22 protein-coding genes, 1 pseudogene and 1 riboswitch are annotated in these 26,022 nt (G+C 68.9%); of the genes and pseudogenes, 12 read left to right on the forward strand and 11 right to left on the reverse strand.

What is annotated here, in order from left to right; genetic code table 11:
* Window positions 1-7: 7 nt before the first annotated feature.
* The 3 genes from N792_RS08310 to N792_RS08320 all read right to left on the reverse strand — a co-directional run bounded on the left by N792_RS08310 (window position 8) and on the right by N792_RS08320 (window position 1,798).
* Complete coding sequence (locus N792_RS08310) at window positions 8-838, reverse strand: ABC transporter substrate-binding protein (RefSeq protein WP_052103788.1); 831 nt, start codon at window positions 836-838, stop codon at window positions 8-10.
* Entirely contained in the window at window positions 835-1,428 is a 594-nt protein-coding gene (gene pdxH, locus N792_RS08315) for a pyridoxamine 5'-phosphate oxidase (protein ID WP_156969364.1), read from the reverse strand. Before pdxH ends, N792_RS08310 begins: the two co-directional genes overlap by 4 nt.
* A 166-nt stretch (window positions 1,429-1,594) precedes the next feature.
* On the reverse strand, window positions 1,595-1,798 hold the full coding sequence (locus tag N792_RS08320; protein ID WP_036194079.1) for a dodecin family protein: 204 nt from the start codon (window positions 1,796-1,798) through the stop codon (window positions 1,595-1,597).
* A gap of 134 nt (window positions 1,799-1,932) precedes the next feature.
* On the opposite strand from N792_RS08320, the gene N792_RS08325 reads away from it, so the two are divergent.
* The 4 genes from N792_RS08325 (at window position 1,933) to hemE (ending at window position 5,214) form a co-directional block, all read left to right on the forward strand.
* Window positions 1,933-2,484, forward strand: a complete 552-nt coding sequence (locus N792_RS08325) for a shikimate kinase (RefSeq protein ID WP_036194080.1) — start codon at window positions 1,933-1,935, stop codon at window positions 2,482-2,484.
* A complete protein-coding gene (gene aroB, locus N792_RS08330; RefSeq protein WP_036194081.1) occupies window positions 2,481-3,602 on the forward strand; it encodes a 3-dehydroquinate synthase in 1,122 nt (373 codons plus the stop codon). The genes N792_RS08325 and aroB overlap by 4 nt, the downstream gene beginning before the upstream one ends.
* 163 nt (window positions 3,603-3,765) lie before the next feature.
* Window positions 3,766-4,020 (forward strand): WGR domain-containing protein, encoded by a 255-nt coding sequence (locus tag N792_RS08335; RefSeq protein ID WP_036194082.1) that lies wholly within the window; start codon window positions 3,766-3,768, stop codon window positions 4,018-4,020.
* A 120-nt stretch (window positions 4,021-4,140) separates the two neighbouring features.
* Complete coding sequence (hemE, locus tag N792_RS08340) at window positions 4,141-5,214, forward strand: uroporphyrinogen decarboxylase (protein WP_036194325.1); 1,074 nt, start codon at window positions 4,141-4,143, stop codon at window positions 5,212-5,214.
* A 164-nt stretch (window positions 5,215-5,378) separates the two neighbouring features.
* Here hemE and N792_RS08345 read toward each other — a convergent pair whose 3' ends face one another.
* A complete protein-coding gene (locus tag N792_RS08345) occupies window positions 5,379-8,984 on the reverse strand; it encodes a hybrid sensor histidine kinase/response regulator (RefSeq protein WP_084105592.1) in 3,606 nt (1,201 codons plus the stop codon).
* Window positions 8,985-9,373: 389 nt separating this feature from the next.
* On the opposite strand from N792_RS08345, the pseudogene N792_RS08350 reads away from it, so the two are divergent.
* The 3 genes and pseudogenes from N792_RS08350 to N792_RS08360 form a co-directional block, all read left to right on the forward strand.
* Window positions 9,374-9,964, forward strand: a pseudogene (locus N792_RS08350) (YceI family protein); the annotation flags it as partial.
* Between the two features lie 197 nt (window positions 9,965-10,161).
* Window positions 10,162-10,746: a cytochrome b gene (locus N792_RS08355; RefSeq protein WP_036194084.1), complete on the forward strand. Its 585-nt coding sequence runs from the start codon at window positions 10,162-10,164 to the stop codon at window positions 10,744-10,746.
* 55 nt (window positions 10,747-10,801) lie between these two features.
* Window positions 10,802-11,317 (forward strand): YceI family protein, encoded by a 516-nt coding sequence (locus N792_RS08360; protein WP_191150540.1) that lies wholly within the window; start codon window positions 10,802-10,804, stop codon window positions 11,315-11,317.
* Window positions 11,318-11,331: 14 nt separating this feature from the next.
* Here the strand turns inward: N792_RS08360 and N792_RS08365 are convergent, their stop codons facing one another.
* Window positions 11,332-11,589 (reverse strand): glutaredoxin family protein, encoded by a 258-nt coding sequence (locus N792_RS08365; RefSeq protein WP_036194086.1) that lies wholly within the window; start codon window positions 11,587-11,589, stop codon window positions 11,332-11,334.
* A gap of 91 nt (window positions 11,590-11,680) precedes the next feature.
* Here N792_RS08365 and N792_RS08370 point away from each other — a divergent pair, with 91 nt between their 5' ends.
* Window positions 11,681-13,063, forward strand: coding sequence for an L-serine ammonia-lyase (locus N792_RS08370; RefSeq protein WP_036194087.1), 1,383 nt, complete (start codon window positions 11,681-11,683; stop codon window positions 13,061-13,063).
* 289 nt (window positions 13,064-13,352) lie between these two features.
* Here N792_RS08370 and N792_RS08375 read toward each other — a convergent pair whose 3' ends face one another.
* From N792_RS08375 to metX, 3 genes are read right to left on the reverse strand one after another with little or no spacing between them, the layout of a single operon-like run.
* The gene (locus N792_RS08375) at window positions 13,353-14,510 is read right to left on the reverse strand and encodes a homoserine dehydrogenase family protein (RefSeq protein WP_036194327.1); all 1,158 of its coding nucleotides are present in this window, start codon (window positions 14,508-14,510) and stop codon (window positions 13,353-13,355) included.
* A gap of 29 nt (window positions 14,511-14,539) precedes the next feature.
* Window positions 14,540-15,778, reverse strand: coding sequence for a cystathionine gamma-synthase (gene metB / locus N792_RS08380; RefSeq protein WP_052103792.1), 1,239 nt, complete (start codon window positions 15,776-15,778; stop codon window positions 14,540-14,542).
* Window positions 15,775-16,848 (reverse strand): homoserine O-succinyltransferase MetX, encoded by a 1,074-nt coding sequence (gene metX, locus N792_RS08385; protein WP_052103794.1) that lies wholly within the window; start codon window positions 16,846-16,848, stop codon window positions 15,775-15,777. The genes metB and metX overlap by 4 nt, the downstream gene beginning before the upstream one ends.
* Before the next feature lie 66 nt (window positions 16,849-16,914).
* Window positions 16,915-17,040: riboswitch (SAM riboswitch) on the reverse strand.
* A gap of 146 nt (window positions 17,041-17,186) precedes the next feature.
* On the opposite strand from metX, the gene N792_RS08390 reads away from it, so the two are divergent.
* Both N792_RS08390 and N792_RS08395 read left to right on the forward strand, forming a co-directional pair.
* Entirely contained in the window at window positions 17,187-18,350 is a 1,164-nt protein-coding gene (locus tag N792_RS08390; RefSeq protein WP_191150472.1) for an NHL repeat-containing protein, read from the forward strand.
* A gap of 20 nt (window positions 18,351-18,370) precedes the next feature.
* Window positions 18,371-19,309: a peptidoglycan DD-metalloendopeptidase family protein gene (locus N792_RS08395; protein ID WP_052103795.1), complete on the forward strand. Its 939-nt coding sequence runs from the start codon at window positions 18,371-18,373 to the stop codon at window positions 19,307-19,309.
* A 37-nt stretch (window positions 19,310-19,346) separates the two neighbouring features.
* On the opposite strand, the gene N792_RS08400 is transcribed toward N792_RS08395, so the two are convergent.
* Window positions 19,347-20,465, reverse strand: a complete 1,119-nt coding sequence (locus tag N792_RS08400) for an HDOD domain-containing protein (RefSeq protein WP_036194089.1) — start codon at window positions 20,463-20,465, stop codon at window positions 19,347-19,349.
* Between the two features lie 314 nt (window positions 20,466-20,779).
* Here N792_RS08400 and N792_RS08405 point away from each other — a divergent pair, with 314 nt between their 5' ends.
* Both N792_RS08405 and N792_RS08410 read left to right on the forward strand, forming a co-directional pair.
* The gene (locus N792_RS08405; RefSeq protein ID WP_036194090.1) at window positions 20,780-22,384 is read left to right on the forward strand and encodes a peptide chain release factor 3; all 1,605 of its coding nucleotides are present in this window, start codon (window positions 20,780-20,782) and stop codon (window positions 22,382-22,384) included.
* Window positions 22,385-22,507: 123 nt separating this feature from the next.
* On the forward strand, window positions 22,508-24,505 hold the full coding sequence (locus tag N792_RS08410) for an AsmA family protein (RefSeq protein WP_052103801.1): 1,998 nt from the start codon (window positions 22,508-22,510) through the stop codon (window positions 24,503-24,505).
* A 55-nt stretch (window positions 24,506-24,560) separates the two neighbouring features.
* On the opposite strand, the gene N792_RS08415 is transcribed toward N792_RS08410, so the two are convergent.
* Together N792_RS08415 and N792_RS08420 are read right to left on the reverse strand one after the other, a co-directional pair.
* The gene (locus N792_RS08415) at window positions 24,561-24,989 is read right to left on the reverse strand and encodes a CBS domain-containing protein (RefSeq protein ID WP_036194091.1); all 429 of its coding nucleotides are present in this window, start codon (window positions 24,987-24,989) and stop codon (window positions 24,561-24,563) included.
* On the reverse strand, window positions 24,949-25,992 hold the full coding sequence (locus N792_RS08420) for a glycosyltransferase family 2 protein (protein WP_036194092.1): 1,044 nt from the start codon (window positions 25,990-25,992) through the stop codon (window positions 24,949-24,951). The genes N792_RS08415 and N792_RS08420 overlap by 41 nt, the downstream gene beginning before the upstream one ends.
* Between the last annotated feature and the right edge of the window lie 30 nt (window positions 25,993-26,022).

Here is a 26,022-nt window from a genome sequence, read left to right on the forward strand (position 1 = left end):
AGCGGCCTCAACCGTGCCGCACCGCCCAGTCGCGGATGATCGCGGCGATCGCGCCGACGCCGTCGGTCAGCGCGGCCGGGCCGGGCTGCAGGATCATCGCCGACTTGATCTCGTGCAGCTCGTTGTCGCGCACCGCCGGGATCGCCTGCCAGCCATCGCGCGCGGCGACTTTTTCGGGGCGGAACTTCTTGCCGCACCACGAGCCCAGGATGATGTCGGGCGCGCGTCGGACCACCTCCATCGGGTCTTCGAGAATGCGTTGCTTCGCCAGCGACTCGGCCGCGCGCTCGGGAAAGATGTCATCGCCACCGGCAATCCGCACCAGCTCGGCGACCCACTGGATCCCGCTGATCAACGGCTCGTCCCACTCCTCGAAATACACCTTCGGCCGACGCGGCAGCAGTGCGGCGGCCTCGGCGATGCCATCGAGTCCGTGCTGCAGTCCGTCGGCATAGGCGTTGGCCTTGCCGGCCGCGCCGACCAGTGCGCCCAAACGGCGGATGTAGTCGACGATGCCCTCGACACTGCGGTGGTTGCTGATCCACACCTCGACGCCGTGCCGGATCAGTTCGGCCGCGATATCGGCCTGGATGTCGGAAAACCCGACCACGAAGTCGGGCTGGAGCTTGAGGATCTCGCCGATCTTCGCGCTGGTGAACGCGCTGACCTTCGGCTTGGTCCTGCGCGCGATCGCGGGGCGCACGGTGAAGCCACTGATGCCGACGATGCGGTCCTGCTCGCCGATCGCATACAGCGTCTCGGTCGGCTCCTCGGTCAGGCAGACGATGCGCTGCGGGCCGGAGGTTTTCGCGGGCGCCGCATCCGCAACGGCGGTCACGGGTACAGCATCCGCTTCGACCACTCGCCGGCCGCGTCGCTCTCGTACAGGTAGCGCTCGTGCAGGCGGTACTGGCCGCCGTACCAGAATTCGATCGCGACCGGACGCACCCGCAGGCCGGTCCAGCGTGGCGGACGCGGCACGTCGCGGCCCTCGAACTCCTGTTCGAGCTGGGCGATGCGATCGTGGAAACGCGCCTCATCGAGCGTCTCGGACTGCAGGGAGGCCCAGGCGCCGATCTGGCTGCCGCGCGGACGGGTGGCGAAGTAGGCGTCCGCCTCCTGGTCGTTGACGATCTCGACCGGCCCTTCGATGCGTATCTGCACGCCCTCCTTGACCCGCGGCCAGTGGAACAGCAGCGCCGCCTGCGGGTTGGCCTGCAGCTCGCGACCCTTGCGGCCGTCGAGGTGGGTGTAGAACACGAAGCCGCGCTCGTCGTGCGCCTTCAACAGCACGATGCGGGCCGACGGTCGCGCGGTGAGGGTCGCGGTCGCCACGGTCATTGCAGTCGGGTCGGGTTCGCCGGCGATGCGGGCCTGCGCGAACAGGTCGGCAAACGTGGCGTGGGCTTCGGACAACAGGGCGGGAATGGTCATGGGCCTATTGTGGGCCGGACGCGCGGGCATCGCACCTGCCTGGCCGGGCGGCGACCCGATATGCAGTGCGTGGCGTCCCGCCCCGGGGTAACCCTGATCGGCCCCGCTTTTATCGTTATCCCCGCCTGCGCGGGGATGACGACAACGCCGCAGGCCTTTCCTAATCGACGATGAAGTTGATCTTCATGTTGGTCCGCCATTCGATGATGCTGCCGTCATCGCTGGTCACGACCTTGATCTCGTTGATCCATGCGCCCTTGATGTTCTTGACCGACTCGGCGGCCTTCCTGATGCCGCTCTGGACCGCGTCTTCCATGCTCTTTTTCGACGAGGAATTGATTTCGATGACCTTGGCAACCGACATGGCGATTCTCCTGCGGGACAAAAGTCGCACGATGCGACCGGAACCAGCACCGTAAATGCGCAAGCGTTAAGGCCGTGCAAGGCCGCAGGCACGACCCGGGGTTGGGCGTCTCCCTTGCCCCTACAATCGGCGCCATGAAGCTTGCGCCCAACCTGATCCTGGTCGGCCCGATGGGAGCCGGGAAATCCTGCATCGGCCGTCACCTGGCCACCCGCACCGGCTTGCCTCTGGTCGATCTCGACGACGAGATCGAACGGCGCGCAGGAACCAGCATCGGCGCCATCTTCGAGCACGAAGGCGAAGCCGGTTTCCGCCGCCACGAGCATCAGGCGCTGGCCGACCTGCTGGCGGTCGATCGCCCCGCCGATGGCCTGCTGCTGGCCACCGGCGGCGGCGTGGTGCTGGACGTCGGCAATCGACGCCTGTTGCGCGAACGCGGTTTCGTCGTCCACCTGCATGCCGAGCCGGCCACCCAGCTGGCGCGGCTGGCCGGCGACACGACCCGTCCGCTGCTGCAACGCGATGACCCCGGCGCGGTGCTGCGCGAACTGGCCGGACAACGCGCGCCGCTGTACGCCGAGGTCGCCGACCTGCGTTTCGCGACCGACGGGCTGGATGCCGCCGACGCCGCCGCGCTGCTGGCCGCACAACTGCGGCTGCACTGGCGACGCGGAGTCCCGGCATGAGCGTCGTACGCACCGTCGATGTCGCCGGCAGCCAGCCCTATACGATCGCGATCGGTCCCGGCCTGCTGGACGACGGCACCCGCCTCGCGGCCGCCGTTCGCGGCCGCCACGCATTGCTGGTCAGTGACGACAACGTCGCGCCGCTGCACGCCGACCGGGTGCAGGCCGCGCTGCTCGCCGCGGCGCCCGGCCTGGCGGTGTCACGCTTCGTGATTCCCGCCGGCGAGCATGAAAAGACCCTCGCCCGGTTTGCCCAGGCACTCGATGCGCTGGCCGCGCTCGGCGCGACACGCGACGCGGCCGTGATCGCGCTGGGCGGCGGCGTGGTCGGCGACCTGGCCGGTTTCGCCGCGGCTTGCTGGATGCGCGGCATCGACGTGATCCAGTTGCCGACCACACTGCTGGCGATGGTCGACTCCTCGGTCGGCGGCAAGACCGCGGTGGATCTGCCAGCCGGCAAGAACCTGGTCGGCGCGTTCCATCCGCCGCGCGCGGTGATTGCCGACACCAGCACATTGCGAACCCTGCCCGACCGCGAGCTGCGGGCCGGGCTGGCCGAGGTGGTCAAGTACGCTGCCATCGCCGCGTCGCTGGACGCCCGCGATGCCGGCTTCCTGGGCTGGCTGGAAGCCCGGGCCGACGCACTGCTGGCGCGCGACGACGCGGTCCTGGTCGAGACGATCGCACGTTGCTGCGCGTTCAAGGCCGCGGTGGTCGCGCGCGACCCGCTGGAACGCGGCGACCGTGCGCTGCTCAACTTCGGCCACACCTTTGGCCATGCGATCGAGACCGAACAGGGTTATGCCGGCACCCACGGGGACGGGCTCAACCACGGCGAGGCGGTGGCGGTCGGAATGGTGCTGGCGGCGCGCCTGTCGACCGCGCTTGGACTGGCTCCGGCCGCCGATGCCGAGCGCCTGCGCGCCCTGCTGCACCGCCTGGGACTGCCGACCACGCTGCCCGCCGGCCTCGCGCCGGCCGCGATGCTGGCCCGGATGCGACTGGACAAGAAGGCCGACGCGGTCGGTATTCGTTTCATCCTGTGGGATGGGGTCGGAACCGCGCGGGTCGTGGCCGGCGTGAACGACAGCGACGTGCGGGCGGTGCTGGCAGGCTGAACCGGCGGATCGGCACGCCGGCAAGCGAGCCAGCCGGCGCGTACGTCCGCGCGGCGCACGCGGTGGCGACAACACCGGCGAACGGCAGCAAGGCCGCAGCGGCAAGGGTCCCGTCGCGGCTTTGCCGCCGCCAGGCCCCAGCGCAAGCCCGTACAATCGAGCCATGCGCCTGCTCCTGCAACAACGCCCCGACGGCCCCGAAGCGCCCCGCTTCGTGCAACTGATGCTGCAGCCCGACCTGCTGGGCGGCTGGATGCTGGTGCGCGAATCCGGCCAGATCGGCGGACGCAGCCAGGTGCGCCGCGAGCAGTTCCTGGACCACGACAGCGCCCTGGCCGCGCTGGAACAGGCGCGCGACCAGCAACTCAAGCGCGGCTTCCACGTGATGTTCAGCCAGGGAGCCAACGCTCCACGCTGACACCCGCTGCGCTGTCCAGCCCTCTTCCTGCCCCTTTCACCATCCCCGTGCAGCCGCGATCCGGCGCCGACTTCTTCGAGGAACCCTGCCTTGTCCAGCCCTGTCCTGCCCAAGTCCGCCCTGTCCAGCCCGCTCAAGAACGACCGTTTCCTGCGCGCCCTGCGCCGCGAGCCGGTCGACCACACGCCCGTCTGGCTGATGCGCCAGGCCGGCCGTTACCTGCCCGAATACCGCGCCACCCGCGCCCAGGCCGGCAGCTTCATGAACCTCGCCAAGAACCCGGAGCTGGCCTGCGAGGTCACCCTGCAGCCGCTGCGCCGGTTCCCGCTGGATGCGGCGATCCTGTTCTCCGACATCCTGACCATCCCCGACGCGATGGGGCTGGGGCTGTACTTCGTCGATGGCGAAGGCCCGAAGTTCGAGCGCCCGGTGCGCACCGCCGCTGACATCGCCAGGCTCGGCGTGCCCGACATGGCGACCGACCTGCGCTATGTCATGGACGCGGTCAGCACGATCCGCCGCGAGCTGGACAACGCCGTGCCGCTGATCGGCTTCTCCGGCAGCCCGTGGACGCTGGCCTGCTACATGGTCGAAGGCGGCGGCAGCAAGGACTTCGCGCGGGTGAAGGCGCTGGCGATGAACGACCCGGCCGCGATGCACCAGCTGCTGGACGTGACCACCGACGCGGTGATCGCCTACCTGTCGGCGCAGCGTGCGGCCGGCGCGCAGGCGCTGCAGTTGTTCGACACCTGGGGCGGCGTGCTGTCGCCGTCGATGTACCGCGAGTTCTCGCTGCGCTACATGCAGCGCATCGCCGCCGAGCTGCCGCGCGGCGAAGGCAGCGATCGCACGCCGCTGATCCTGTTCGGCAAGGGCAATGGCGCCTACGTGGCCGATCTGGCCGACACCGGTGCTGAAGGCGTGGGCGTGGACTGGACGATCGACTTGGGCGAGGCCGTCCGCCGCAGCGGTGGCAAGGTCGCCATCCAGGGCAACCTGGACCCCGTCACCCTGTACGCCGAACCGGACGCGATCCGCGCCCACGTCGGCCGCGCGCTGGACAGCTACCGCGACGGCAACGGCGGCTCGCGCGAAGGCCACGTGTTCAACCTCGGCCACGGCATGTCGCCGGACATGAACCCCGAGCACGTGGCGGTGATGGTCGACGCGGTGCACGAGCTCAGCGCGCGCTGAGGCGGCCCCCATGTCCAATGGCGCCATGACACGGTAAGTCATGGCCCGGCCATTGAATCCCGACCCATGCCGTGGCAAGGCACCGGTCGGTATTCACGCCGGCAGCCGATTTCCGCACTCACCCGGAACGACGATGGCGGGCCGCCGACGACCGCCGTCGCTTGTCAAGACATCTGCTCAGCTTCTGACACCGGACCGGACTTTGATTCCTGCGCGACGAGCAGGTCGCGCAACATTCCGCCGGTCACCGGTTTGCGCACGAAGCGGTCGAAGCCGGCGGCCAGGGCCTGCGCTTCGGCATCGGTATCGGCGCGGGCGGTGATCGCGATCAGCGGTTGCACGAAACCCTGCGCGCGCAACTGGCGCGCGAGCGCGAGGCCGTCCAGGCCGGGCAGGTCCAGATCCAGCAGGGCGGCATCGAAATGGCTGGTCGCCGATTCCGCCAACGCGGCCAGGCCGTGGGCGGCGTGTACCACGCGGTGGCCCTGCGCGCGCAGCAGGTCGACCAACACCTCGGCAACGATCGGATCGTCCTCGACCAGCAGCAGCGACAGCCCATGCCCGGCGCGCGCGGAGGAATGCGGGCTGCCCTCAACCCGCTCCGCATCGACCAGTTCGGCATCGGCTTGCTCTGGAAGCGCCGCCTCGGCCAGCGGCAGCCTGACCTCGAACCGTGCCCCCTTGCCCGGCGCGCTCTGGACGCTGATGACGCCGCCCATTCCGGCCGCCAGTTCCTGACAGATCGCCAGACCCAGGCCGCTGCCGCCGTAGCGCGCGGCGGTGCGCACGCCATCGGCCTGCTCGAAGCGAAGGAACAGGCGCGAGATCTGCTCGTCGTTGAGGCCCGGGCCGGTATCGATCACCCGGAACACCACGCCGCCGTCATCGCCGCCGCCGGCGACACCCAGCCGGATCGTCCCGCGCTCGGTGAATTTGATCGCATTGCCCAGCAGGTTCAGCAGGATCTGGCGCACCCGCACCGGGTCGCCGCGCACGCCGCGCGGGGTGTTGTCGTCACGCTCGGCAACGAACGTCAGCCCGCGCACACGCGCCATTGGCGCGGCCATTTCCGCCAGCTCGTCCATCAAGGCATGCAGGTCGAACGCCTCGTCGGCCAGGTCGAGTTTTCCCGACTCGATCCGGGCCAGGTCGAGCGCGTCGTTGACCAGTCGCAACAGGTGCTCGCCGGCGCGGTGGATCGACCGGGTGTAGCTGCGTTGCTGCGGATCCAGCGCGGTGCCCAGCAGCAGCTCGCTCATGCCGAGCACGCCGGTCATCGGGGTGCGCACCTCGTGGCCGAGGGTGGCCAGGAAGCGGGTCTTGGCGACCGATGCCTCGCGCGCCACCTCACGCTCGTGCTCGGCGCGTTGCCAGTCCTGCCGTCGCCGCAGCTGCGCGCGGTAAACGTCGATACCCCACCACAACAACAGCGCGGCCACGGCAAGGAACCCGGCCAGCGCCCAACCGGTGTACCACCACGGCGGCAGCACCTGGAAGCGCAATGCCTGCTCGGGCGCCGCATTGCCGGCGGCGTCCACCGCCCGCGCGCGCAGCGTGTAATCGCCGGCAGGCAGGCCCGTAAACACCCGTTCGCCCTGCGCGCCGTGGTCGACCCAGCCCGGGTCGTACCCGTCCAGCCAGGTGAAGTAACGGTTTGCCTGCGGTTTGTCGTACGCCAGCAGACGCAGCTGTACGCGCAGCTCGCGGTCATGCGGCATCAGCGCCAACGGCTGGGTGCGATCGAGCGACTCCCATCGCCCGTCCCGGCGTACTTCCACCTGGTCCCAATGCAGTGCCGGGCGGATCGGCGCGGGATCGGCCGCCAGCGTGTCGATCATCACCACGCCGCCATCGGCCAGGGCCGAGACCAGCACGCCGTGCGGGGTCATCACCAGCGTACGGTCGACGAATTCCTGGCTGCCCAGGCCATCGGACAGTCCGAAAGGACGCGTGTGGTTTTCCTGCGGATCCCAGCGAAACAACCCGCGCAGGCTGGACATCCAGACCCGCCCCTGCCCGTCGATCTGCAGGCCGGCGGCTTCGACGGCGGGAATGCCCTGCCCGACGCCGACCTGCGCCACGCGCTGCCAGCCGCCATCTCCGCGTCGGTAGTGCTCCAGGCCGGACAGGCGCTGCAGCCACAGACCGTCGGGGCCCTCGAACTGGAACGCGAACACGCGCCCCTCGCCGTCGATGCCATCGACCTGCTCCAGCTTGCGGGCGACCGGGTTCCAGCGCCGCAGACCCTCGCTGCCGGCGATCCACAGCCGGCCCTCGGCGTCGAAATCCAGCGCCTCGTTGTCGCCGACGCCGAGCCCCTGCTCCGGCCCGGTCGCCATCGTGGCCAGCACGCGGCCGCTGGCGGCATCGCGTTGCTGCACCCCCGCGCCCGCGAAGGACATCCACAGGCTGCCGTCCGGAGCCAGCCTGAGCAGGTCCAGCGGACCGCCCAGGGTGGCATCGTCCGCGGAGCCGCGATGCCAGCGCCGCACACTGCCGTCGCGATCGATCCGCACCACGCCGCGGGCCTGGCCGAGCCACAAACGGCCGGCCCCATCCTCAAGGATCGACATCGCGCGCGCGCCTTCGAGCTGCGCCTGCACCGCCTCGTCCACCGGCAGCACGCGGCCGCCACTGTCCAGCCGCTCCAGTTCGGCGCGCTCGCCGGCCAGCCACACCCCGCCTTCGCGGGCCGGCGCGACACCGGGATACAACTCGGCAGCCAGGCCGTCACGCTCGCGGCTGAACTGTGCGATCCGGCGCCAGTCCGGCTGCAGGTAGCCCAGACCGACACCCGGCACCGGGAACCACATCGCGCCGTTGGCCTGGCGGATCATTTCGTAGATCGGCAGCACCGGCCCCTTGGCCCGGATCGGCACCGGCACCGGCACGCCACCCGAGGCCACCCGCCACAACTGGCGATGGCTGGCCAGCCACAACTCGTCGTCCGGCCCGGCCAGCACGCTGAAGACGGCGTTGGGGTACTCGAACATCCCCGACCACGCCGGCCGATGCCAACCGCCCGCGTCCAGACGGCGGAACACCCCGTTGCCGGCACCCACCCAGATGTCATCGCCGACCGGACTGATCGAGAAGATCATCGGCGCGGGATTCTCCTCCGGCAGCGCGATCCGCTCGAAATCGACCCCGGTCCAGCGCGCGATGCCCTTGGTGGTGCCGACCCACAGCCGGTCGGCCGCGTCCACCGCCAGCGACAGCACCACGTCCGATGGCAGGCTGCGCGGCGCGGCCGGATCCGGCCGGTAGCGGGTGATCGTGCCGTCGGCGTCCAGCCGGTGCAGGCCACCGCCGAAACTGCCGAACCACAACGCACCCTGGTGGCTGGCGATCGCCCAGACGTCGTCGCTGCCGATCTGCGGGTGGGTTGCCTGACGGTAGTGGCGGAACCCCTGCCGGCCGGGATCGAGCACGCTGAGCCCGCGCCCCTCGGGGGCGACCCAGATGCGGTTCTGCGGATCGACATGGACGACGGTCAGGTAATTGACCGGCAGCGAGGCCGGATCGCCCGGCACGTGCCGCCAGACCTGCATGCCGACGCCGTCGTAGCGGGCCAGGCCATCGGTGGTGGCCAGCCACAGGTAACCGTCGGCATCCAGCTTCAGGCTGTTGATGTTGCTGGACGGCAGCCCGGCGGCGACGTCGATGTGGCGCAGGCTGGGGATTTCCGGCACCCGGGCCGGCGCGGCGGGGCAGGTCGGAAACGCGGCAAGAAACACGGCCAGAAGCCCCGTCAGAACCCACGTCGCCATTGCAGTTGTGTGTCGCATCGGCCCTTCCCTGGTTGCAATTCCCGCCATTGCACGCCGGCCGCGACGAATGTCCGGCGCGGCAGCGCTCTTTCGATCCCCAGCGCAGGGTCGGCGATCAAGCCGGTGCGGGCAAGTCGAGTGGGTAGCCAAGGCAAGGCCCGGCTGCGCGACGAAGCCCGATGCATGAATCGACCCCCATCGAACGATGCGTTCCCGCACCGGTCTGCGCGCACGGCGACGCGCGTGTCTAGAATCGCTCCATGCCTGTTTCCCGTCCGCTCACGTCCTTCGTCCTGTCGTACCGATGCCGGACATACCGCGCCGGGACGCATCGTCGCGACTGGCACTGCGCGATCGCATTGGCCACCGCACTGGCGCTGTTGCCGGCCATGGCCAGTGCCGGGCAGGCGACCACCCCCGAAACCGGCACCGACAACCGCACGACGTGGCAACTGGATCCGGTCCATACCCGGGTGCTGTTCGCGATCTCCCATGCCGGCTTCTCGCAGGCGCTGGGAACGGTGTCCGGCAGCCAGGGCGTATTGCGGTTCGATCCGCAGGACTGGAGCCGTACGCAACTGCAGGTCACCGTCCCGCTGGATCGACTGGACCTGGGCGATGCCGACTGGAACCGCGCCGCGCTGGCCGGCAACCTGCTGGACGTCAAACACCATCCGGTGGCGCAGTTCGTGTCCACCAGCGCCACCGGGCCGGATGCCGGACACGCCCGGGTCTGCGGCGACCTGAGCCTGCGCGGGGTCACCCGCCCGCTGTGCCTGGAAGTCACCCTCAACGCGATCAAGCGCCACCCGATGCCGCCGTTCCGCCGCACCGCCGGCTTCTCCGCCACCGCCGCCTTGAGCCGCAGCGACTACGGCATCGACGCCTGGCCATCGATGATCGGCGACCAGGTCACGCTGCGGATCGAAGCCGAGGCGGTGCGCGCCAGCCGTTCGGCCGTCAATGAGCTGCCGGAACCGGGGGATCTCCAGACAGAGGGCGAACTTCCGCCGCCGGCCGTTGAGCAGCCTGCCGTCGGACAACCTGCCGTCGAGCAGCCTCCCGTCGCGCAACCCGCCGTCGAGCAACCCGCGACCGCGCCGCCGCCCGTCAACCCCACCGGGGTTGAGCCGCCTCCCGACGAGCCCTGCCCCGACCCCGAACCTGGAGCCCGATCATGAGCCTGAAAAACCCCGTCGACCGCTGGGGCCCGGTCAGCCAGCTGCTGCATTGGCTCATTGCCTTGCTGCTGCTGTGCCTGGCGGTCATCGGCCTGTCGCTGGACAGCTTGCCGAAGTCGCCGAAGTACTTCTGGGTCTACGACCTGCACAAATCGACCGGTTTGACGGTATTGGCGCTGGCGGTCGTGCGACTGGGCTGGCGCATGTACGCCGGGGCACCCAAATGGATCCCGGGCTTGCCGACCTGGCAGGCGCGGCTTGCCACGGTCACCCACGGGCTGCTGTACGCCCTCATCATCGCGATACCGCTGTCGGGCTGGCTGTTCGACTCCGCCAGCGGTCTGCGGCCGTTGCGCTGGTACGGCCTGGTCGAGATGCCCAAGCTGATCGCACCCAATGCCGGCATCCGCGAACTCGCCCGCAGTGCGCACGAGTGGCTGTTCTGGGTGCTGGCACTGCTGGTTGTGATCCACGCCGGCGCGGCGCTTTACCACCATTATTTCGAGGGCGATGCGACCTTGCGGCGGATGCTGCCGCGGCGACGTCAGCCCCTGCCTGCGGAGACTCCCCATGATTCCTGACCGACACACGTCGTCTTGTCGTCCCGCGCTGCTGGTCGGCGCGCTGCTGCTGGCCATGGCCACCCGCCCCGCGCTGGCCGCCGATTACGTGCAGGCACCCGGCTCGACGTTGACGTTCGCCTCCCAGTTCGAAGGCGAGATCTTCACCGGCCACTTCAGCCGCTTCACCACCACGCTGAGCTTTGACCCGCAACACCTGGATCAGGCCAGGCTCGAGGTGACGATCCCGCTCGCCAGCGCGACCACCGCCAATCCCGAGCGCGACAGCACCTTGCAGGGCAGCGACTTCTTCAGCAGCGCGGTGTTTCCGCAGGCTCGCTACAGCGCCAGCAAATTCCGTCACCTGGGCGACAACCGCTACGCCGCCGACGGCACCCTGACCCTGCGCAATGTCAGCCACCCGGTGACCCTGACATTCTCCTGGACCGATGGCGCCGCGCCGGTGCTGGCCGGCAAAGCGACCGTGCAGCGGCTCGACTTCGGCGTCGGTGGTGGCGACTGGGCAGATCTGAAGATGATCCCCAACGCGGTCGCCGTGAGCACCCGGGTGAACCTGCAAGCCGCTCCCTGAGCGCCGTATCCCGCTCAGGCCCCGGACTGCAGCAGCCCGGCCAACCGCCCGGCATCGAACGGCCAGTCCAGCTCCACTCCGCTCGCCTCGTTTCGCAGCACCGGCACCCGCACGCCGTAACGGGCTTCGAGCCCGTCGTCGCCGTCGATGAACACGCTGTCGAAGTCGGGCACGCCGGCCCCTGCCAACACCGCCAGGGCGAGGTCGCACAGATGGCAATCGTCGCGCTGGAACAGGGTCAGGACCGGGGCGGCGGGCGTCGTCGGGTTCATCGGTAAAAGAACAGGATTGGCGGCGGGCTATGATAGGCCGCTGCGTCATCCACCCGCTTCCCCACACCATATTCCACCTCATTGGATCGCCATGTCTGTCAGCAGTTTCGACCTGTTCAAGATCGGTATCGGGCCAAGTTCCTCGCACACCGTCGGGCCGATGCGCGCGGCCGCGCGTTTCATCGAACGCTGGATCATCGACAACGGCGATCTTGAGCGCACCGCGCGCGTGCGGGCGGAAGTGTTCGGCTCGCTGGCGATGACCGGCCGCGGCCACGGCACCGACAAGGCACTGATGATGGGCCTGGAAGGCCATTGGCCGAACGAGATCGACCCGGACATCATCCCGCTGGCGCTGGAGCGCATCCGCGGCGAGAAACGCCTGCGCCTGTTCGGCCGCCACGAGATCGGCTTCGACGAGAAGCACGACCTGATCATGAACAAGCGGCAGAAACTGCCGTTCCACACCAACGGTATGCGCTTCACCGCCTATGACGCGGACGGCGAGGTCATCGCCACGCGCGATTACTACTCGGTCGGTGGCGGTTTCGTGGTCAACCAGGACGAGGCGGCCGAAGACCGCATCGTCGCCGACACCACCGCCGTCCCCTACCCGTTCTCCTCCGGCGACGAGTTGCTGGCGCGGGCGCAGGAAACCGGCCTGACCATCGCCCAGATGATGTACGCCAACGAGCAGGTCTGGCGCACCCCGGCCGAGATCGACGCCGGCCTGGACGAGCTGTGGGAGGCGATGAAGTCCTGCGTCGAGCGCGGCATCCGCTCGCCCGGCACCCTGCCCGGCGGCCTGCGCGTGGGCCGCCGCGCACCGCGGCTGCATGCCGACCTGACCGCACGCCCGCCGTCCGACCACGACGATCCGCTGACCATGCTCGACTGGGTCAACCTGTTCGCGCTGGCGGTCAACGAGGAAAACGCCGCCGGCGGCCGCGTGGTCACCGCGCCGACCAACGGCGCGGCCGGCATCATCCCGGCGGTGCTGCATTACTACGACCGCTTCATCCCCGGCGCCAACATCGAGGGCGTGCGCACCTTCCTGCTGACCGCGGCCGCGGTGGGCATCCTGTACAAGGAAAACGCCAGCATTTCCGGGGCTGAAGTCGGCTGCCAGGGCGAGGTCGGCGTGGCCTGTTCGATGGCCGCGGCCGGTCTGACCGCCGCGCTGGGCGGCAGCCCGAGCCGGATCGAGAACGCCGCCGAGATCGGCATGGAGCACAACCTCGGCCTGACCTGCGACCCGATCGGCGGGCTGGTGCAGATCCCCTGCATCGAGCGCAACGCGATGGGCTCGGTGAAGGCGATCAATGCCTCGCGCCTGGCGATGCGCGGCGACGGCCAGCACAAGGTCAGTCTGGACAAGGTCATCAAGACCATGCGCGAAACCGGCCGCGACATGCAGGACAAGTACAAGGAGACCTCGCGCGGAGGACTCGCGGTGAACGTCATCGAGTGTTGAGGATTGAGGGGAAAGCGCCGCATCTGCGGGGTGGCCGGGGCGCCGGGAGCGAATGCCCTCGGGTGCGAATGTCCCCCGGCACCGATGGAGCCGGTGCCTCCTCCTTTATTTCACACCCAAGGGCATTCACACCCGTCGGTCCAGTACCTCTGCGATCCGACCGTACCGACGTGACCTGCATGCGTGGCCTGCAGACTTTCGGGGCGAAATAAAGGAGGAGGGATCCGCCGCAGGCGGAGACCGGGGGACATTCGCCCCGAAAGTCTGCAGGTCGCGCCCCGCCCCGCCTTCAGTCACGGGTTGACCTCGCAATCCGCAACGCGTCATCCAGCAGGCCCGCGGCAGTGACGTGGGCGCCCGCACCCGGGCCCTGGATCACCAGCGGTTGCTGCTGATAGCGATCCGACCAGATGGCGACCTTGTTGTCGGTTCCCGCACCACCCGCCAGCGGGTGATCTTCCGGCAGGGATTCCAGGCCGACGCGGGCCTTGCCCCGGCCGCTGCCGGCACTGTCCAGGCGCGCGATGAAACGCAAGACTTCACCGCGCTTGCGGGCCGCCGCAAAGCGGGCGCGCAACGGGGCATCGAGTGCCGGCAAGACCGCATCGACCTGCTCGCGGGCCACGCCAGCCAGTGCTTCGGGCACCAGCGATTCAACCTCGACTGCATTGGCCTCCAGCTCGACGCCGGCGGCACGGGCCAGGATCAGGATCTTGCGTCGCACGTCCTCGCCCGACAGGTCTTCGCGCGGGTCGGGCTCGGTGTAACCGGCATCGCGTGCCTGGCGGACGAACCCCGAGAACGGGCGCAGTCCGTCGTAGCGGTTGAACAGCCACGCCAACGATCCCGACAACACCCCGGCGATGGCATGGATGCGGTCGCCACCGGCCTGCAGTTCGCGGATCGCGCGCAGCAACGGCAGGCCGGCACCGACGGTGGCGCTGTCGCCGTACTGCGCGCCACCGTGCTCGGCCGCGTCGCGGATGGCGCGCCAGCGGGCCAGCGACGTGCCCTGCCCGAGCTTGCAGGCGGTGACAACATGGATGCCCTGCGCGAGCCAGGCGGCGTGGTGCGCGGCCACCTCGTCGCTGGCCGTCGCGTCGATGACGATGCGATGGCCGTTCCCCTCCAATACCCGTGGCAACCGGTCCAGCTCCACCGATCCGCGACCGGCGGCATCCATCGCCGCACCGGCGACGCCGACTCCAGCGCCACCCGCAAAGCACGCCTGCGCAAAGGCCGGACACAGCCCCTGGTCCTGCAGTGCAGTGCGTGAATTGCCGACGTGCGTCAACGTCAACACCTCACCAAACCGCGTACCCGACCAGCCGGCCAGCCGCGCCAGCACCGCCTGGCCGACATTGCCGGTCCCCAGCAGCGCGACCCGCGCGGTCGGCAGGCCACTGTCGCCGCGTGCAATGGGGCGAGCGATGCCGACGGCGTGCATCCTGTCGCCGCGCCCGGCGATCACGGCATTCATGTCGCCACGCGCGCGATGCCGCCGGTCACCGCATGCACGCGGTCCAGCGCCGCAGCGATGTCGGCGACCAGGTCGTCGACATGCTCGATGCCGACCGACAGCCGCAGCAGGCCGTCACCGATACCCGCCTCCGCCCGCGCCTGGGCCGACATCGCCGCATGGGTCATCGTGGCCGGGTGCGCGACCAGGCTTTCCACGCCGCCCAGTGATTCGGCCAGGGTGAAGTACGCCAGTCCGTCCAGGAACGCGCGCGCCGCCGCTTCGCCATCCAATTCGCCATGCTCCAGTTCGCCATGTTCCAGCTCGATACTCAGCATCGCGCCAAACCCGGTCTGCTGACGCGCGGCGACCGCGTGACCCGGATGGCACGGCAGCCCCGGGTAATGCACCACGCGCACGGCCGGGTGCGCGTCCAGCAACTCGACCAGGGCGAGGGTGTTTTCCTGATGCACGCGCAGGCGCGCATCCAGAGTGCGCAGTCCGCGCAGGGTCAGGAAGCTGTCGAATGGCGCACCGGTGATGCCCAGGCAATTGGCCCACCACGCCAGCGTCTCGTGCACCTGGGCATCTTTGGCGATCACCGCGCCACCGACCACGTCGCTGTGGCCGTTGATGTACTTGGTGGTGGAGTGCACCACCACGTCGGCGCCGAACGCGATCGGCCGCTGCAGCGCGGGCGACAGGAAGGTGTTGTCGACCACCACCCGTGCGCCGGCCGCATGCGACGCCTCGATCACGAAACGCAGGTCGGTGATGCGCAGCAGCGGATTGGACGGCGTCTCGACCCAGACCAGCGCCGGGCCTTGCGCCAAAGCCTCGCTGAGCGCGCGCGGATCGGTCAGGTCGGCCGTGATCAGCTGGAACGCGCCCTTGGCGGCCAGCGCATTGAACAGCCGCCAGCTGCCGCCATACGCATCGTGCGGCACCACCAGCCGGTCGCCGGGCTTGAGCAGTGCATTCAACACCAAGGTGATCGCAGCCATGCCGGTCGCGGTGATCACCCCGCCGGCGCCGCCTTCCAGCTCGGCCAGAGCCTCGCCGAGCAGGTCGCGGGTCGGGTTGCCGCTGCGGGTGTAGTCGTAGGTGCGCTTGTCGTTGAAGCCCGCAAAGCTGAAGTTGGACGACAGCACCAAGGGCGGCGTCACCGCGCCGAACGCAGGGTCGCGGTCGATGCCGGCACGTACCGCGGTGGTGGAGCGATGGCCGCGACCGCGGTCCAGCGAATGCAGGCTCATGCGCGGGTCTCCACACAGGTCTCGGCAGCGGCGACATCCAGCAGCGCCTCGCGCAGGATGCCGTCGATGGCCGCAGGCTCCTTGAGGAACGCGTCGTGGCCGTACAGCGAGCGCAGCACCTGCAGGCGGGTCTCGCCGCGCAGGCGTTCGACCAGTTCATAGGCGTCGGCCACCGGCACCAGCCGGTCCTCGGCCACTGCGACCACGGTCACCGGCACGCGCACCGTTTCCGGCGACAGCACCTGCAGGTCGATCGACTCCGACAGACGCACGAACGCGGTCGCGGCGGTGCGGCCGGCATAGCGGTTTCCGCAGTGCTCCAGGTACTCCTCGGCCGCCACCCGCACCTGGCCATTGACCACTTTGGCGACGCCGAAACGGCTGTCGAACTCCTCCGGCGTGCGGTAACTCAGGATCGCCAACTGGCGCGCCAGGGCGAGGCCGTGGGTGTCGTCGCACTGCAGCGCGCCCAGCGTGACCGCGCGCCGCTGCAACGCACGCCATGCGCTGGCGTAGGGGTGGGAGCGGTGGCAGCCACTGATCGCCACCAGCCGGTCCAGCCGCGCCTCGTGCAAGGCCGCGAACTGCAGCCCGACCATCGCCCCGTACGAGCAGCCGATGAAGGCGGCGAGCCGGTCGATCCGCAGGGCATCCAGCAATGCCGCGATCGCATCGGCCTGGTCGGCCGGATCCAGCGGCACGTCCAGCGTGCCGTCGCTGCCGAGCCAGTCGAAGGCGAGGATCGCGTGGCGCGCGGGATCCAGGGCGCGATCCGGCCCACACTGCGCATCCCACCAGCCCCCTTCACCGAAGGCCGCGCTGGCGGCGACATGACGATCGGCGGAGATCCCGCCGGCCACGAACACCACCGGCAAACCGGGATCCCCGATCCGCTCGTACCGCAACCTCAGCGGGCGCCGGCCGGCATGGCGCAGCTCGAGCTCCACCCGGACCTCGCCGCGCTTGGCGGTGTCCAGCACGAGCGATGAGGACGGGGCATCCCTGGACGCGGCATCGTCTTCGCGGGCGGAAAGGGATTCGGTGGCAAACGGGGCGAACTGCAGGCTCATGGCGGGCTTCCGGAGTGGCGGGAGCCATCGAGCAGGATGGCCGGCACCCCCCGAGGGCGAGCCGGACAACCATCTTCCGGTGACCGGCCAGACGACCGGGTCACCGCAGGAATTGGCACCTTCGCGCCGCTTGCGCTGCGCTGGGTTGCCCCGGCTTCAAAGGGCCTGTCCCTCTGCCGGTCTCGATGGATGCGGGGAGTCTGCCTACGCACTTTCGCCATGTCAATCGCTTTATCCGCATCGAGCGATTGATAAAAAGCACGACCCCGGATATCTCGACCCCGGCGACAAACCACTACACTGCCGCTCCATCGCCACCGCCACGAATGCGCCGCCGCATGACCTGCCGCCTACTTGCCATCGCCTGTACCAGCCTCCTGCTGGGTGCATGCGCCTCGCTGCCGCACGAGACCGGGACGCCCGCCAATGCGGCGTCCGCGCCGTCCAACCAGGCCATCGAACTCCACACCGTCGCGGAGCGTTACGTCTCCGCATCGCATGTGGAAGCCGAGCTGGATTCGCTGGCCACCTGGCCCGCGCCCGACGGCGGCACCTGGCTGATCGGCAGTGCCAAATCGACCCACTCGCTGATGGTGTTCGACGCCGACAGCGGCGCGTTGCTGCGCACCATCGGCGGCAAGGGCAAAAGCCCCGGCCAGTTCAACCGGCCCAACGGCGTCGCCGTCCACGGCGACCGACTGTTTGTCGTCGAACGCGACAACCACCGGTTGCAGGTGCTCGACCTGCCCGGGCTGCAACCCGTCGCCAGCTTCGGCGATGACGTGTTGCGCAGCCCCTACGGTCTGTGGATCAACGAAACCGCGCCCGACGAGCTGGAGATCTACGTCACCGACAGCTTCATGTACGGCGAGCGTTACCAGATCGTTCCGCCGTTGTCCGAGCTCGATCAGCGCGTCCGCCGTTTCCGCGTGCAGACCGATGCGGCCGGCGAACTGCAGATCGACTACCTGGGATCGTTCGGCGAGACCCGTGAGCCCGGCGCGCTGCAGGTGGTCGAGTCGATCGCCGGCGACCCCAGCCACAACCGGCTGCTGATCGCCGATGAGTATGTCCCCGGCAAATTCGCCCCGGAGGAGCCACGTTCCCCGCATGCCGCCGACAGCGGATCGACCCTGCGCGAGTACACCCTGGACGGCCATTACACCGGCCGCAGCCTGCCGGCGGACACCTTCGCCACCGAAGCCGAAGGCGTCGCGCTGTGGTCCTGCCGCGACGGCGCCGGCTACTGGATCGCCGTCGACCAGCGCAATCCGCTGACCGTGTTCCATCTGTTCGAGCGCAACGGCCTGGCCCCGGCCGGCAGTTTCCAGGGCCACACCACCGGCCAGACGGACGGTATCGCCCTGCACGCCGCCAGCACGGCAGCGTTTCCCGACGGCGCGCTGTTCGCGGTCCATCACGATGAGGCGGTGGCCGCGTTCGACCTGGCCGACATCGCCCGCACCCTCGGGCTGGCCGAGGCATGCACCGGCGACCCGTGACATCCGCATGGCGACCGGCGATGCGATCGCTGGCCTCGACCGCCCTGCTGGCCGTGATGCTCATCGCCGCGGCCGCACTCCCTTCGCTGCTGTCCGCCGGCACCGTGTACCGCTGGACCGATGCCAACGGCGTCAGTCACTACGGCGACCGCCAACCGCAGCAGGCCACCGGCCCGGTCAGCACTGTCGGCACGTTCACCAACACCTCCGTCGAGCCGGCGGCGATCGCCCGGCTCCGGGTCCAGGCGAACCGGGACGGCGAATACTTCGCCTGGGCCGACAACCTGCTGGCCGGGCCGATCGAGGTGATGCTGCATTACCGCCATCGCCGCAACACCGGCAGCGCTCCGGCCTTGCCGGCACGTGCCACGGTGCCGGCCGGTGGCAGCGCGGTGGTATCGGTATTCCGGGCCGATGACCCCGACCGGCCGTTCGACTTCGCGTTGCGCATGGACAGCCTGCCCGGCCATCCCAGCGCCGCGCCGCGCGACACGCTCTACCTGCTGCCATTGGCTCGCGATGCCGCGCAGGAAAGCGCGCAGATCGACCAGGGCTATGGCGGCACCTTCAGCCACGACGATCCGGAAAACCGCTACGCGATCGATTTCGCCGTACCGGTCGGCACCGTGGTGCTGGCCGCGCGCGCCGGGGTGGTGATGCAGGTCGAGAGCGGTTTTGATCGCCCCGGCCTGGATCGCGCTGCCTACGGCGGCCGCGCCAACTTCATCCGCCTGCTGCACGACGACGGCACGATGAGCGTGTATGCCCACCTGAAATCCGACGGCGTGCTGGTCCGGCCCGGCCAGCGGGTAACGGCCGGCCAACGGATCGGCCTGTCGGGCAACACCGGCTTCACCACCGGCCCGCACCTGCATTTCGCGGTGCAGGTGAACCGCGGCATGCGGCTGGTGTCACTGCCCTTCCGCATGCAGGGCGTGGACCTCCCGCCGCCGCATTGAATGTGCCAAGTCGACGGCGGGATCGATGCCGGAAGTGTCAGGCCGCCTCGGCGTTGTGCCCGATCTGCTCCGCCATCAGGCGCCATTGCGGCAGCTTGTCGAGCATGCCGACCGAATGCAGATAGCCCTCGTCGACCGGCGTGCCCTTCACCAGGGCGGCGGCGACGTGGACTGCGCCGGTCACCCAGAAACCGGTCGAGCGCATGCGACGCGGACGTGACTGGTGCGCGACCGCCTCCACGATCGGGGTCGGCAAGCCCCACAGGCCCAACAGATAGGCACCGGCTTCGGCATGGCCGGGGCTCGCGGCAACGATGTCCGGGTCGGCACCGTCTTCCGACGCGGCGGCCGGATCGACATCGCCGATGCCCGGCAACAGCAACCCCACCTCCGCCAGCAAGCCGGCGGTCGCGGCGAGTTCCGCGCTCGGCCCTCCCAGCAGCTTGCCGGCCAGTTGCGACGTCGCCAGTGCGCGCGTCTGCATGGCCTCGCGGTCGATGCCGGACGGCCCTTCGCTGCGGCCGAAGGTCTCGCTGGCCAGCACGAGCTGCCGCAGCATCCCCAGCCCCAGACGGGTCACCGCGGAACGGATGTCGGTGATCTCCCTGCCGGCGGAAAAGAAGGCCGAGTTGCACAACCGCAATACCTTCGCCGCCAGCGCAGGATCCTGGGAAAGCACGTAGGCGATCTCGGCCATGCTGACATCGGGGTCGCGCATCAACTGCACCAGCTCGATATACATGCGCGGCGCCGGCGGCAGCGAATCGATGCGACCGATCGTGTTCTTGAGCTCCTCGCTGTCGAACAGCTTGCGCAGGTCGACGACGCTTTCGACCGCATCGATGAGCTCGCCGGCGTCCAGCGGCTTGTTCAAGACCCGGTGCGCGCCGTCCAGGGCGTGCATCGCATCGCCTCCCTGGCCACGCTCCAGCAGCAGGATCCGGATGGCATGGGGATTGCGTTCGCGCAGTTCGAGCTGCGCCGGCGAACCGTGCGTCTCCAGGTCGGTGACCAGGACGTCCGCGCTCTGCAGCGACGCATTCGCGGCCACCGGATCGGGTGCCCACTCGACCTTCCAGTCCAGTTCGAAATCGACGAGCGCCGACTTCAGCTCCTCGGCCTGGACCGCATCCCCACCGGTGATAACTATGAGCATTGATGATTCTCCACAGGATTTCGTGCGGTAGCTCCGCCCACCTGCGGTAGCGGCCGGCGCCGGGCGGACTTTAGAGCGATCCGGACGGCCGTCACATTTGCCGGCAACTTTCTTCCAGGCGAGGCCATTGACGGGGCCGGGCCTTGGATTTTTCTGTGCCGGGCGCGATGGTGGCCGCCCCGGCTGACGGGCCGATCCGCAAGCCGGATCTCATCCCGTCGTCCCCGACACCGCCCGCATGACGACGGCTCGCCGGCAGCCTCTATAATTGCGCCCTTCCCCGCTCTGCTGGCGCGCCCGCGCGCGCCGTTCCCATGTCCGATGTTTCCCAGCAGGCGCTGCGCCGCCGCACCTTCGCGATCATTTCCCACCCCGATGCGGGCAAGACCACGCTGACTGAAAAGCTGTTGCTGTTCGGTGGCGCGATCCAGATGGCCGGCTCGGTCAAGGGCCGCAAGGCCGCCCGCCACGCCACGTCCGACTGGATGAAGCTGGAGCAGGAGCGCGGCATCTCGGTGACCAGCTCGGTGATGCAGTTCCCGTACGACGGCCGCATCGTCAACCTGCTCGACACGCCCGGCCACGCCGACTTCGGCGAGGACACCTACCGGGTGCTGACCGCGGTCGACTCCGCGCTGATGGTGATCGACGTGGCCAAGGGCGTGGAGGAACGCACGATCAAGCTGATGGAGGTCTGCCGGCTGCGCGACACACCGATCATGACCTTCATCAACAAGCTCGACCGCGAGGGCAAGGAGCCGATCGAGCTGCTGGACGAGGTGGAGAGCGTGCTCGGCATCCAGTGCGCGCCGGTGACCTGGCCGATCGGCATGGGCAAGCGGCTGAAGGGCGTGGTGCACCTGCTCACCGGCGAGGTGCACCTGTACGAGCAGGGCCGAAACTTCACCCGTCAGGACTCGACCATCTTCCCGTCCATCGACGACCCCGCGTTCGAGGCGCGCATCGGCCCCAAGGTGCTGGCCGACCTGCGCGACGAGCTGGAGCTGGTGCAGGGTGCGAGCCACCCGTTCGAGCTGGAGAAATATCTGTCCGGCGAACAGACCCCGGTGTTCTTCGGCTCGGCGGTGAACAACTTCGGTGTCCAGCTGCTGCTGGATTTCTTCGTCAAGCACGCGCCGGCGCCGCAGCCGCGCGCGACCACCACCCGCGACGTGGATCCGACCGAAGACAAGCTCACCGGCTTCGTGTTCAAGATCCAGGCCAACATGGACCCGCAGCACCGCGACCGGGTCGCCTTCATGCGGATCTGCTCGGGCAAGTTCACCGCCGGCATGAAGGCCTTCCACGTGCGCACCGGCAAGGAACTCAAGCTCGCCAACGCGCTGACCTTCATGGCCAGCGACCGCGAGATTGCCGAGACCGCGTATTCCGGCGACGTGCTGGGCATCCACAACCACGGCACCGTGTCGATCGGCGACAGCTTCAGCGAAGGCGAGCCGCTGATCTTCACCGGCATCCCCAACTTCGCCCCGGAGCTGTTCCGCCGCGCGCGCCTGCGCGACCCGCTCAAGCTCAAGCAATTGCAGAAGGGCCTGGCCCAGCTCAGCGAGGAAGGCGCGACCCAGTTCTTCCGGCCGCTGATGAGCAACGACCTGATCCTGGGCGCGGTCGGCGTGCTGCAGTTCGAGGTGGTCGCCTACCGGCTGAAGGCGGAATACGGGGTGGATGCGATCTTCGAGCCGGTCAACGTCTCCACCACGCGCTGGATCCGCTGTGGCAACGAGAAGAAGCTGGAGGAGTTCCGCGACAAGAACGCCAGCCACCTGGCGCTCGATGCGGCCGACCAGCTGGTCTACCTCGCGCCGACCCGGGTCAACCTGCAACTGGCGCAGGAGCGCGCACCGGACGTGGAGTTCCTCGCCACCCGCGAGCAGGCACATGCGGTGAGCGTGAGCTAGCAAACCGCGTGACCGGCTGGCGCGGGCCGGACAGTGCCGCACTGAACCGGCCGCAACATATTCACTCCCGCTTTACCGGACGGTATCGAAGGTGGACGTCGCGCTCCCTGATGGTTCCGACCGATGCCAGCCCCCGCAGCCGCGGAGACGCCAAAGCCCGACCCGCCCGCCCACCGCCGCAACGATGGGCGCTGGTGGCAGTGGCCCCGCCGCCGCCCCTGGCTGACCGCGCTGGGCGTGCTGGTACTGGGACTGGTCGTGCTGGCCCTGCTCTGGGACTGGAACTGGTTCAAGGGGCCGATCGAGCGCCAGGTCGAAGCGCGCACCGGACGCGAGTTCAAGATCGGCGGCAACCTCGATGTCGATCTGGGCTGGGTGCCGACGATCCACGCCGACAAGCTGAGCTTCGGCAATGCCGACTGGTCACGGCAACCGGTCATGGCGACCACCGACCGGCTCGAGTTCCGCATCGACCTTCGCCGGTTGTTCCGCGGCGAGATCCGCATTCCCGACCTGCGCCTCGCCGCGCCACGGCTGAACCTGGAAGCGAACCCGGAAGGCGGCGGCAACTGGCAATTCGGCGACAGCGGCGGCGACAGCAACCTGCAGTTCCGCCGGGTGTGGATCGAGGATGGCAAGCTCGCGTTTCTGGATGCCGCCGGCAAGACCGACATCACCCTCGATGTGACCAGCACGCAGCCACGCGACCCGCACAACGCCGCGCCGATCAAGGTCGACGGTGGTGGCCGATGGAAGGGCAACCGGTTCACCCTGCAGGGCACCGCCGAGTCGCCGCTGGCGTTGCGCGACACCCAAGCCCCCTACCGCATCGACGCCCACGCGCAGGCAGGCGCCACCAAGGCCCACGCTCGCGGCACCCTGCTGGACCCGCTGCGCCTGCGCGATTTCGACCTGCAGCTGACACTTGCCGGGCAGAACCTGGACGACCTGTATCCACTGATCGGCGTGGCGCTGCCACCGAGCCCGCCCTACACCCTCGACGGCCGCCTGACCCGCGACATCCAGGGTGCGGGCACCACCTGGCACTACGACAAGTTCACCGGCACGGTCGGCGACAGCGACGTGGCCGGCGACGCCGCCTTCACCACCGGCGGCGAGCGGCCTTTCCTGAAAGCGAACCTGCACTCGCGGCGGCTGGATTTCGACGATCTCGCCGGCTTCATCGGTGGCGCACCGAAGGCGGGCGATGGCGAGACCACCAACCCCGATCTGGCCGCCCAGGCGGCCCAGCAGAAGGCCAGCGCACGCGTGCTGCCCGACGCGCCCTACAAGCTCGAAAAACTGCGCTCCATGGACGCCGATGTGCGCCTGAAAGCCACGCGCATCAACGCACCGTCACTTCCGCTGGACGACATGGACGCCCACCTGAAACTCGATGCCGGCTTGCTGCTGCTGGACCCGTTGAACTTCGGCGTCGCCGACGGCCAGATCCGTTCGACGATACGCATGGACGCGCGCGAGGCGATCATCCACACCCGCGCCGACGTGACCGCCAACGGCCTGAATCTCGCAAAACTCCTACCCCGGGTGGAACTGGCGCAGAACGCCATCGGCAAGGTCGGTGGCCATGCCAGGCTTGCCGGCAGCGGCAACTCGATCGCCAGGATGCTGGGCAGCAGTGACGGGGTGATCGACGTGGGCATGGGCCGCGGCAAGATCAGCAACCTGCTGATGGAAGAGGCCGGTATCGACATCGCCGAAATCATCAAATTCAAGTTGGCCGGCGACCGCGTGATTCCGATCCGCTGCGCGTTCGGCGACTTCAGGGTCGACAGCGGCGTGATGACGACGCTTGCGCTGGCATTCGACACCACCGACACGATCCTGATCGGCGAGGGCACGATCGATCTGAAGAACGAGCAACTGGACCTGGTCATCAAGCCGCGGCCGAAGGACCGCAGCCTGCTTGCCTTCCGCACGCCCCTGGTCGTGGACGGCAGCTTCCGGCATCCAGGCATCCACCCCGATCTTGGCCGCATCGGATTGCGTGCGGCGATCGCCCTGACCTTGGGCAGCATCGCCCCGCCGGCCGCGCTGCTGGCCACGCTGGAACTCGGCCCCGGCAAGGACAGCGGCTGTGGCGGCCAATACGCGAAATAGCGACAAGCGCCGACGGATCCGCGGCGGGAACCGCTGCCGCCCATCAACTGCCCGCTCAGCTGGTGATGTACTTCTGCAGCTGCTCCAGCTCGACCTGCTGGTCTTCGATCACCGCCTTCACCAGGTCGCCGATCGACACCACGCCCAGCACCTCGCCATTGACCACCACCGGCAGATGACGGATGCGCCGGTTGGTGACCAGCTCCATGCAGTGCTCGGCGGTGTCGTCCAGCCCGACGGTGCGCACATCGGCGGTCATCACGTCACGCACCGGGGTGGTCGCCGACGAGCGGCCCTGCAGCACGATCTTGCGGGCGTAATCCCGCTCCGACACGATCCCGGCCAGTTTTCCGTCCTGGATCACCAGCAATGCGCCGATGTGTTTCTCGGCCATCAGCCGGATCGCATCGATCATCGGCGCATCCGGACTGATCGCGTAGATCTCAGGCGCTTTCGCTTCCAGCAGGTGCCTTACGTTGTGCATGGCTTGCTCCTTCCACGAGGTGAACCTGCCCCGAGCATACCCCCGGGGCCGGCTGCCAGACATCCACCAGATACAGCGGGCGCCGCTTGGACTCCTCGTACAGCCGGCCCAGGTACTCGCCGATCAATCCCAGCGCGATCAACTGCACGCCGCCCAGGAACAGGATCACCGCCATCATGGTCGGCCAACCTTGCACCGGATCGCCCCACAACAACGCCTTGGCGATCACCCAGATACCGTAGGCAAACGCAAAGCACGCGGTCAAAAGGCCCAGGTAGGTCGCCAGCCGCAACGGCGCGGTGGAGAAGCTGGTGATCCCTTCCAGCGCAAGGTTCCACAGCCGCCAGAAGTTGAACTTGCTCGCCCCCGCCAGCCGCGGCCCGCGGTGGTAGGGCAGCGAAATGCGGTTGAAGCCGACCCAGCCGAACAGCCCCTTCATGAACCGGTGGCGCTCGCGCAACTGGCGCAATGCATCCAGCGCACGCGGCGACAGCAGCCGGAAATCGCCGGTGTCGGCCGGGATCGGCGTCTTCGACAACCGGCCGATCAACCGATAGAACGCATGCGCGGTCGCCCGCTTGAGCCAGCCCTCTCCTTCGCGCACCAGCCGGGTGCCGTAGACATCGTCGTAACCCTGCCGCCACCGGGCGACGAACTGCGGGATCAATTCCGGCGGATCCTGGCCGTCGGCATCCAGGATCAACGCCGCACCATGCTCGACCCGATCCAGTCCCGCGGTCAGCGCCAGCTCCTTGCCGAAGTTGCGCGACAGGCGCAGCAATGCGATCCGCGGATCGGCCAGCGCCAGTGCCTGCAACACCGGCCAGGTCGCATCCGCGCTGCCGTCATCGACGTACAGGACCCGGCCATCGATGTCGTGCTCTTCGCGGACGGTATCCAGCGCCCGGGCGATACGCGGCTGCAGCAGCGGCAGGCTGTCGGCCTCGTTGAAGGCGGCGACAACGACGGTCAGGCGGTCATCCAGGGCGGGGTTTTCACTCATCCGCGCATGGTATCCGACCGTTCCGGGCAT

It is taken from the genome of Lysobacter concretionis Ko07 = DSM 16239 (assembly GCF_000768345.1).
Lineage (GTDB): Bacteria > Pseudomonadota > Gammaproteobacteria > Xanthomonadales > Xanthomonadaceae > Novilysobacter > Novilysobacter concretionis.

Excerpts from the sequence above, each read along its gene's own strand:
- N792_RS08320 (WP_036194079.1), bottom strand. The coding sequence starts at position 1,798 with ATGTCGGTTGCCAAGGTCATCGAAATCAATTCCTCGTCGAAAAAGAGC.
- N792_RS08325 (WP_036194080.1), top strand. The coding sequence starts at position 1,933 with ATGAAGCTTGCGCCCAACCTGATCCTGGTCGGCCCGATGGGAGCCGGG.
- aroB (WP_036194081.1), top strand. The coding sequence starts at position 2,481 with ATGAGCGTCGTACGCACCGTCGATGTCGCCGGCAGCCAGCCCTATACG.
- N792_RS08335 (WP_036194082.1), top strand. The coding sequence starts at position 3,766 with ATGCGCCTGCTCCTGCAACAACGCCCCGACGGCCCCGAAGCGCCCCGC.
- N792_RS08345 (WP_084105592.1), bottom strand. The coding sequence starts at position 8,984 with ATGGCGACGTGGGTTCTGACGGGGCTTCTGGCCGTGTTTCTTGCCGCG.
- N792_RS08355 (WP_036194084.1), top strand. The coding sequence starts at position 10,162 with ATGAGCCTGAAAAACCCCGTCGACCGCTGGGGCCCGGTCAGCCAGCTG.
- N792_RS08360 (WP_191150540.1), top strand. The coding sequence starts at position 10,802 with ATGGCCACCCGCCCCGCGCTGGCCGCCGATTACGTGCAGGCACCCGGC.
- N792_RS08365 (WP_036194086.1), bottom strand. The coding sequence starts at position 11,589 with ATGAACCCGACGACGCCCGCCGCCCCGGTCCTGACCCTGTTCCAGCGC.
- N792_RS08370 (WP_036194087.1), top strand. The coding sequence starts at position 11,681 with ATGTCTGTCAGCAGTTTCGACCTGTTCAAGATCGGTATCGGGCCAAGT.
- N792_RS08375 (WP_036194327.1), bottom strand. The coding sequence starts at position 14,510 with ATGCACGCCGTCGGCATCGCTCGCCCCATTGCACGCGGCGACAGTGGC.
- metB (WP_052103792.1), bottom strand. The coding sequence starts at position 15,778 with ATGAGCCTGCATTCGCTGGACCGCGGTCGCGGCCATCGCTCCACCACC.
- metX (WP_052103794.1), bottom strand. The coding sequence starts at position 16,848 with ATGAGCCTGCAGTTCGCCCCGTTTGCCACCGAATCCCTTTCCGCCCGC.
- N792_RS08390 (WP_191150472.1), top strand. The coding sequence starts at position 17,187 with ATGACCTGCCGCCTACTTGCCATCGCCTGTACCAGCCTCCTGCTGGGT.
- N792_RS08395 (WP_052103795.1), top strand. The coding sequence starts at position 18,371 with ATGCGATCGCTGGCCTCGACCGCCCTGCTGGCCGTGATGCTCATCGCC.
- N792_RS08400 (WP_036194089.1), bottom strand. The coding sequence starts at position 20,465 with ATGCTCATAGTTATCACCGGTGGGGATGCGGTCCAGGCCGAGGAGCTG.
- N792_RS08405 (WP_036194090.1), top strand. The coding sequence starts at position 20,780 with ATGTCCGATGTTTCCCAGCAGGCGCTGCGCCGCCGCACCTTCGCGATC.
- N792_RS08410 (WP_052103801.1), top strand. The coding sequence starts at position 22,508 with ATGCCAGCCCCCGCAGCCGCGGAGACGCCAAAGCCCGACCCGCCCGCC.
- N792_RS08415 (WP_036194091.1), bottom strand. The coding sequence starts at position 24,989 with ATGCACAACGTAAGGCACCTGCTGGAAGCGAAAGCGCCTGAGATCTAC.
- N792_RS08420 (WP_036194092.1), bottom strand. The coding sequence starts at position 25,992 with ATGAGTGAAAACCCCGCCCTGGATGACCGCCTGACCGTCGTTGTCGCC.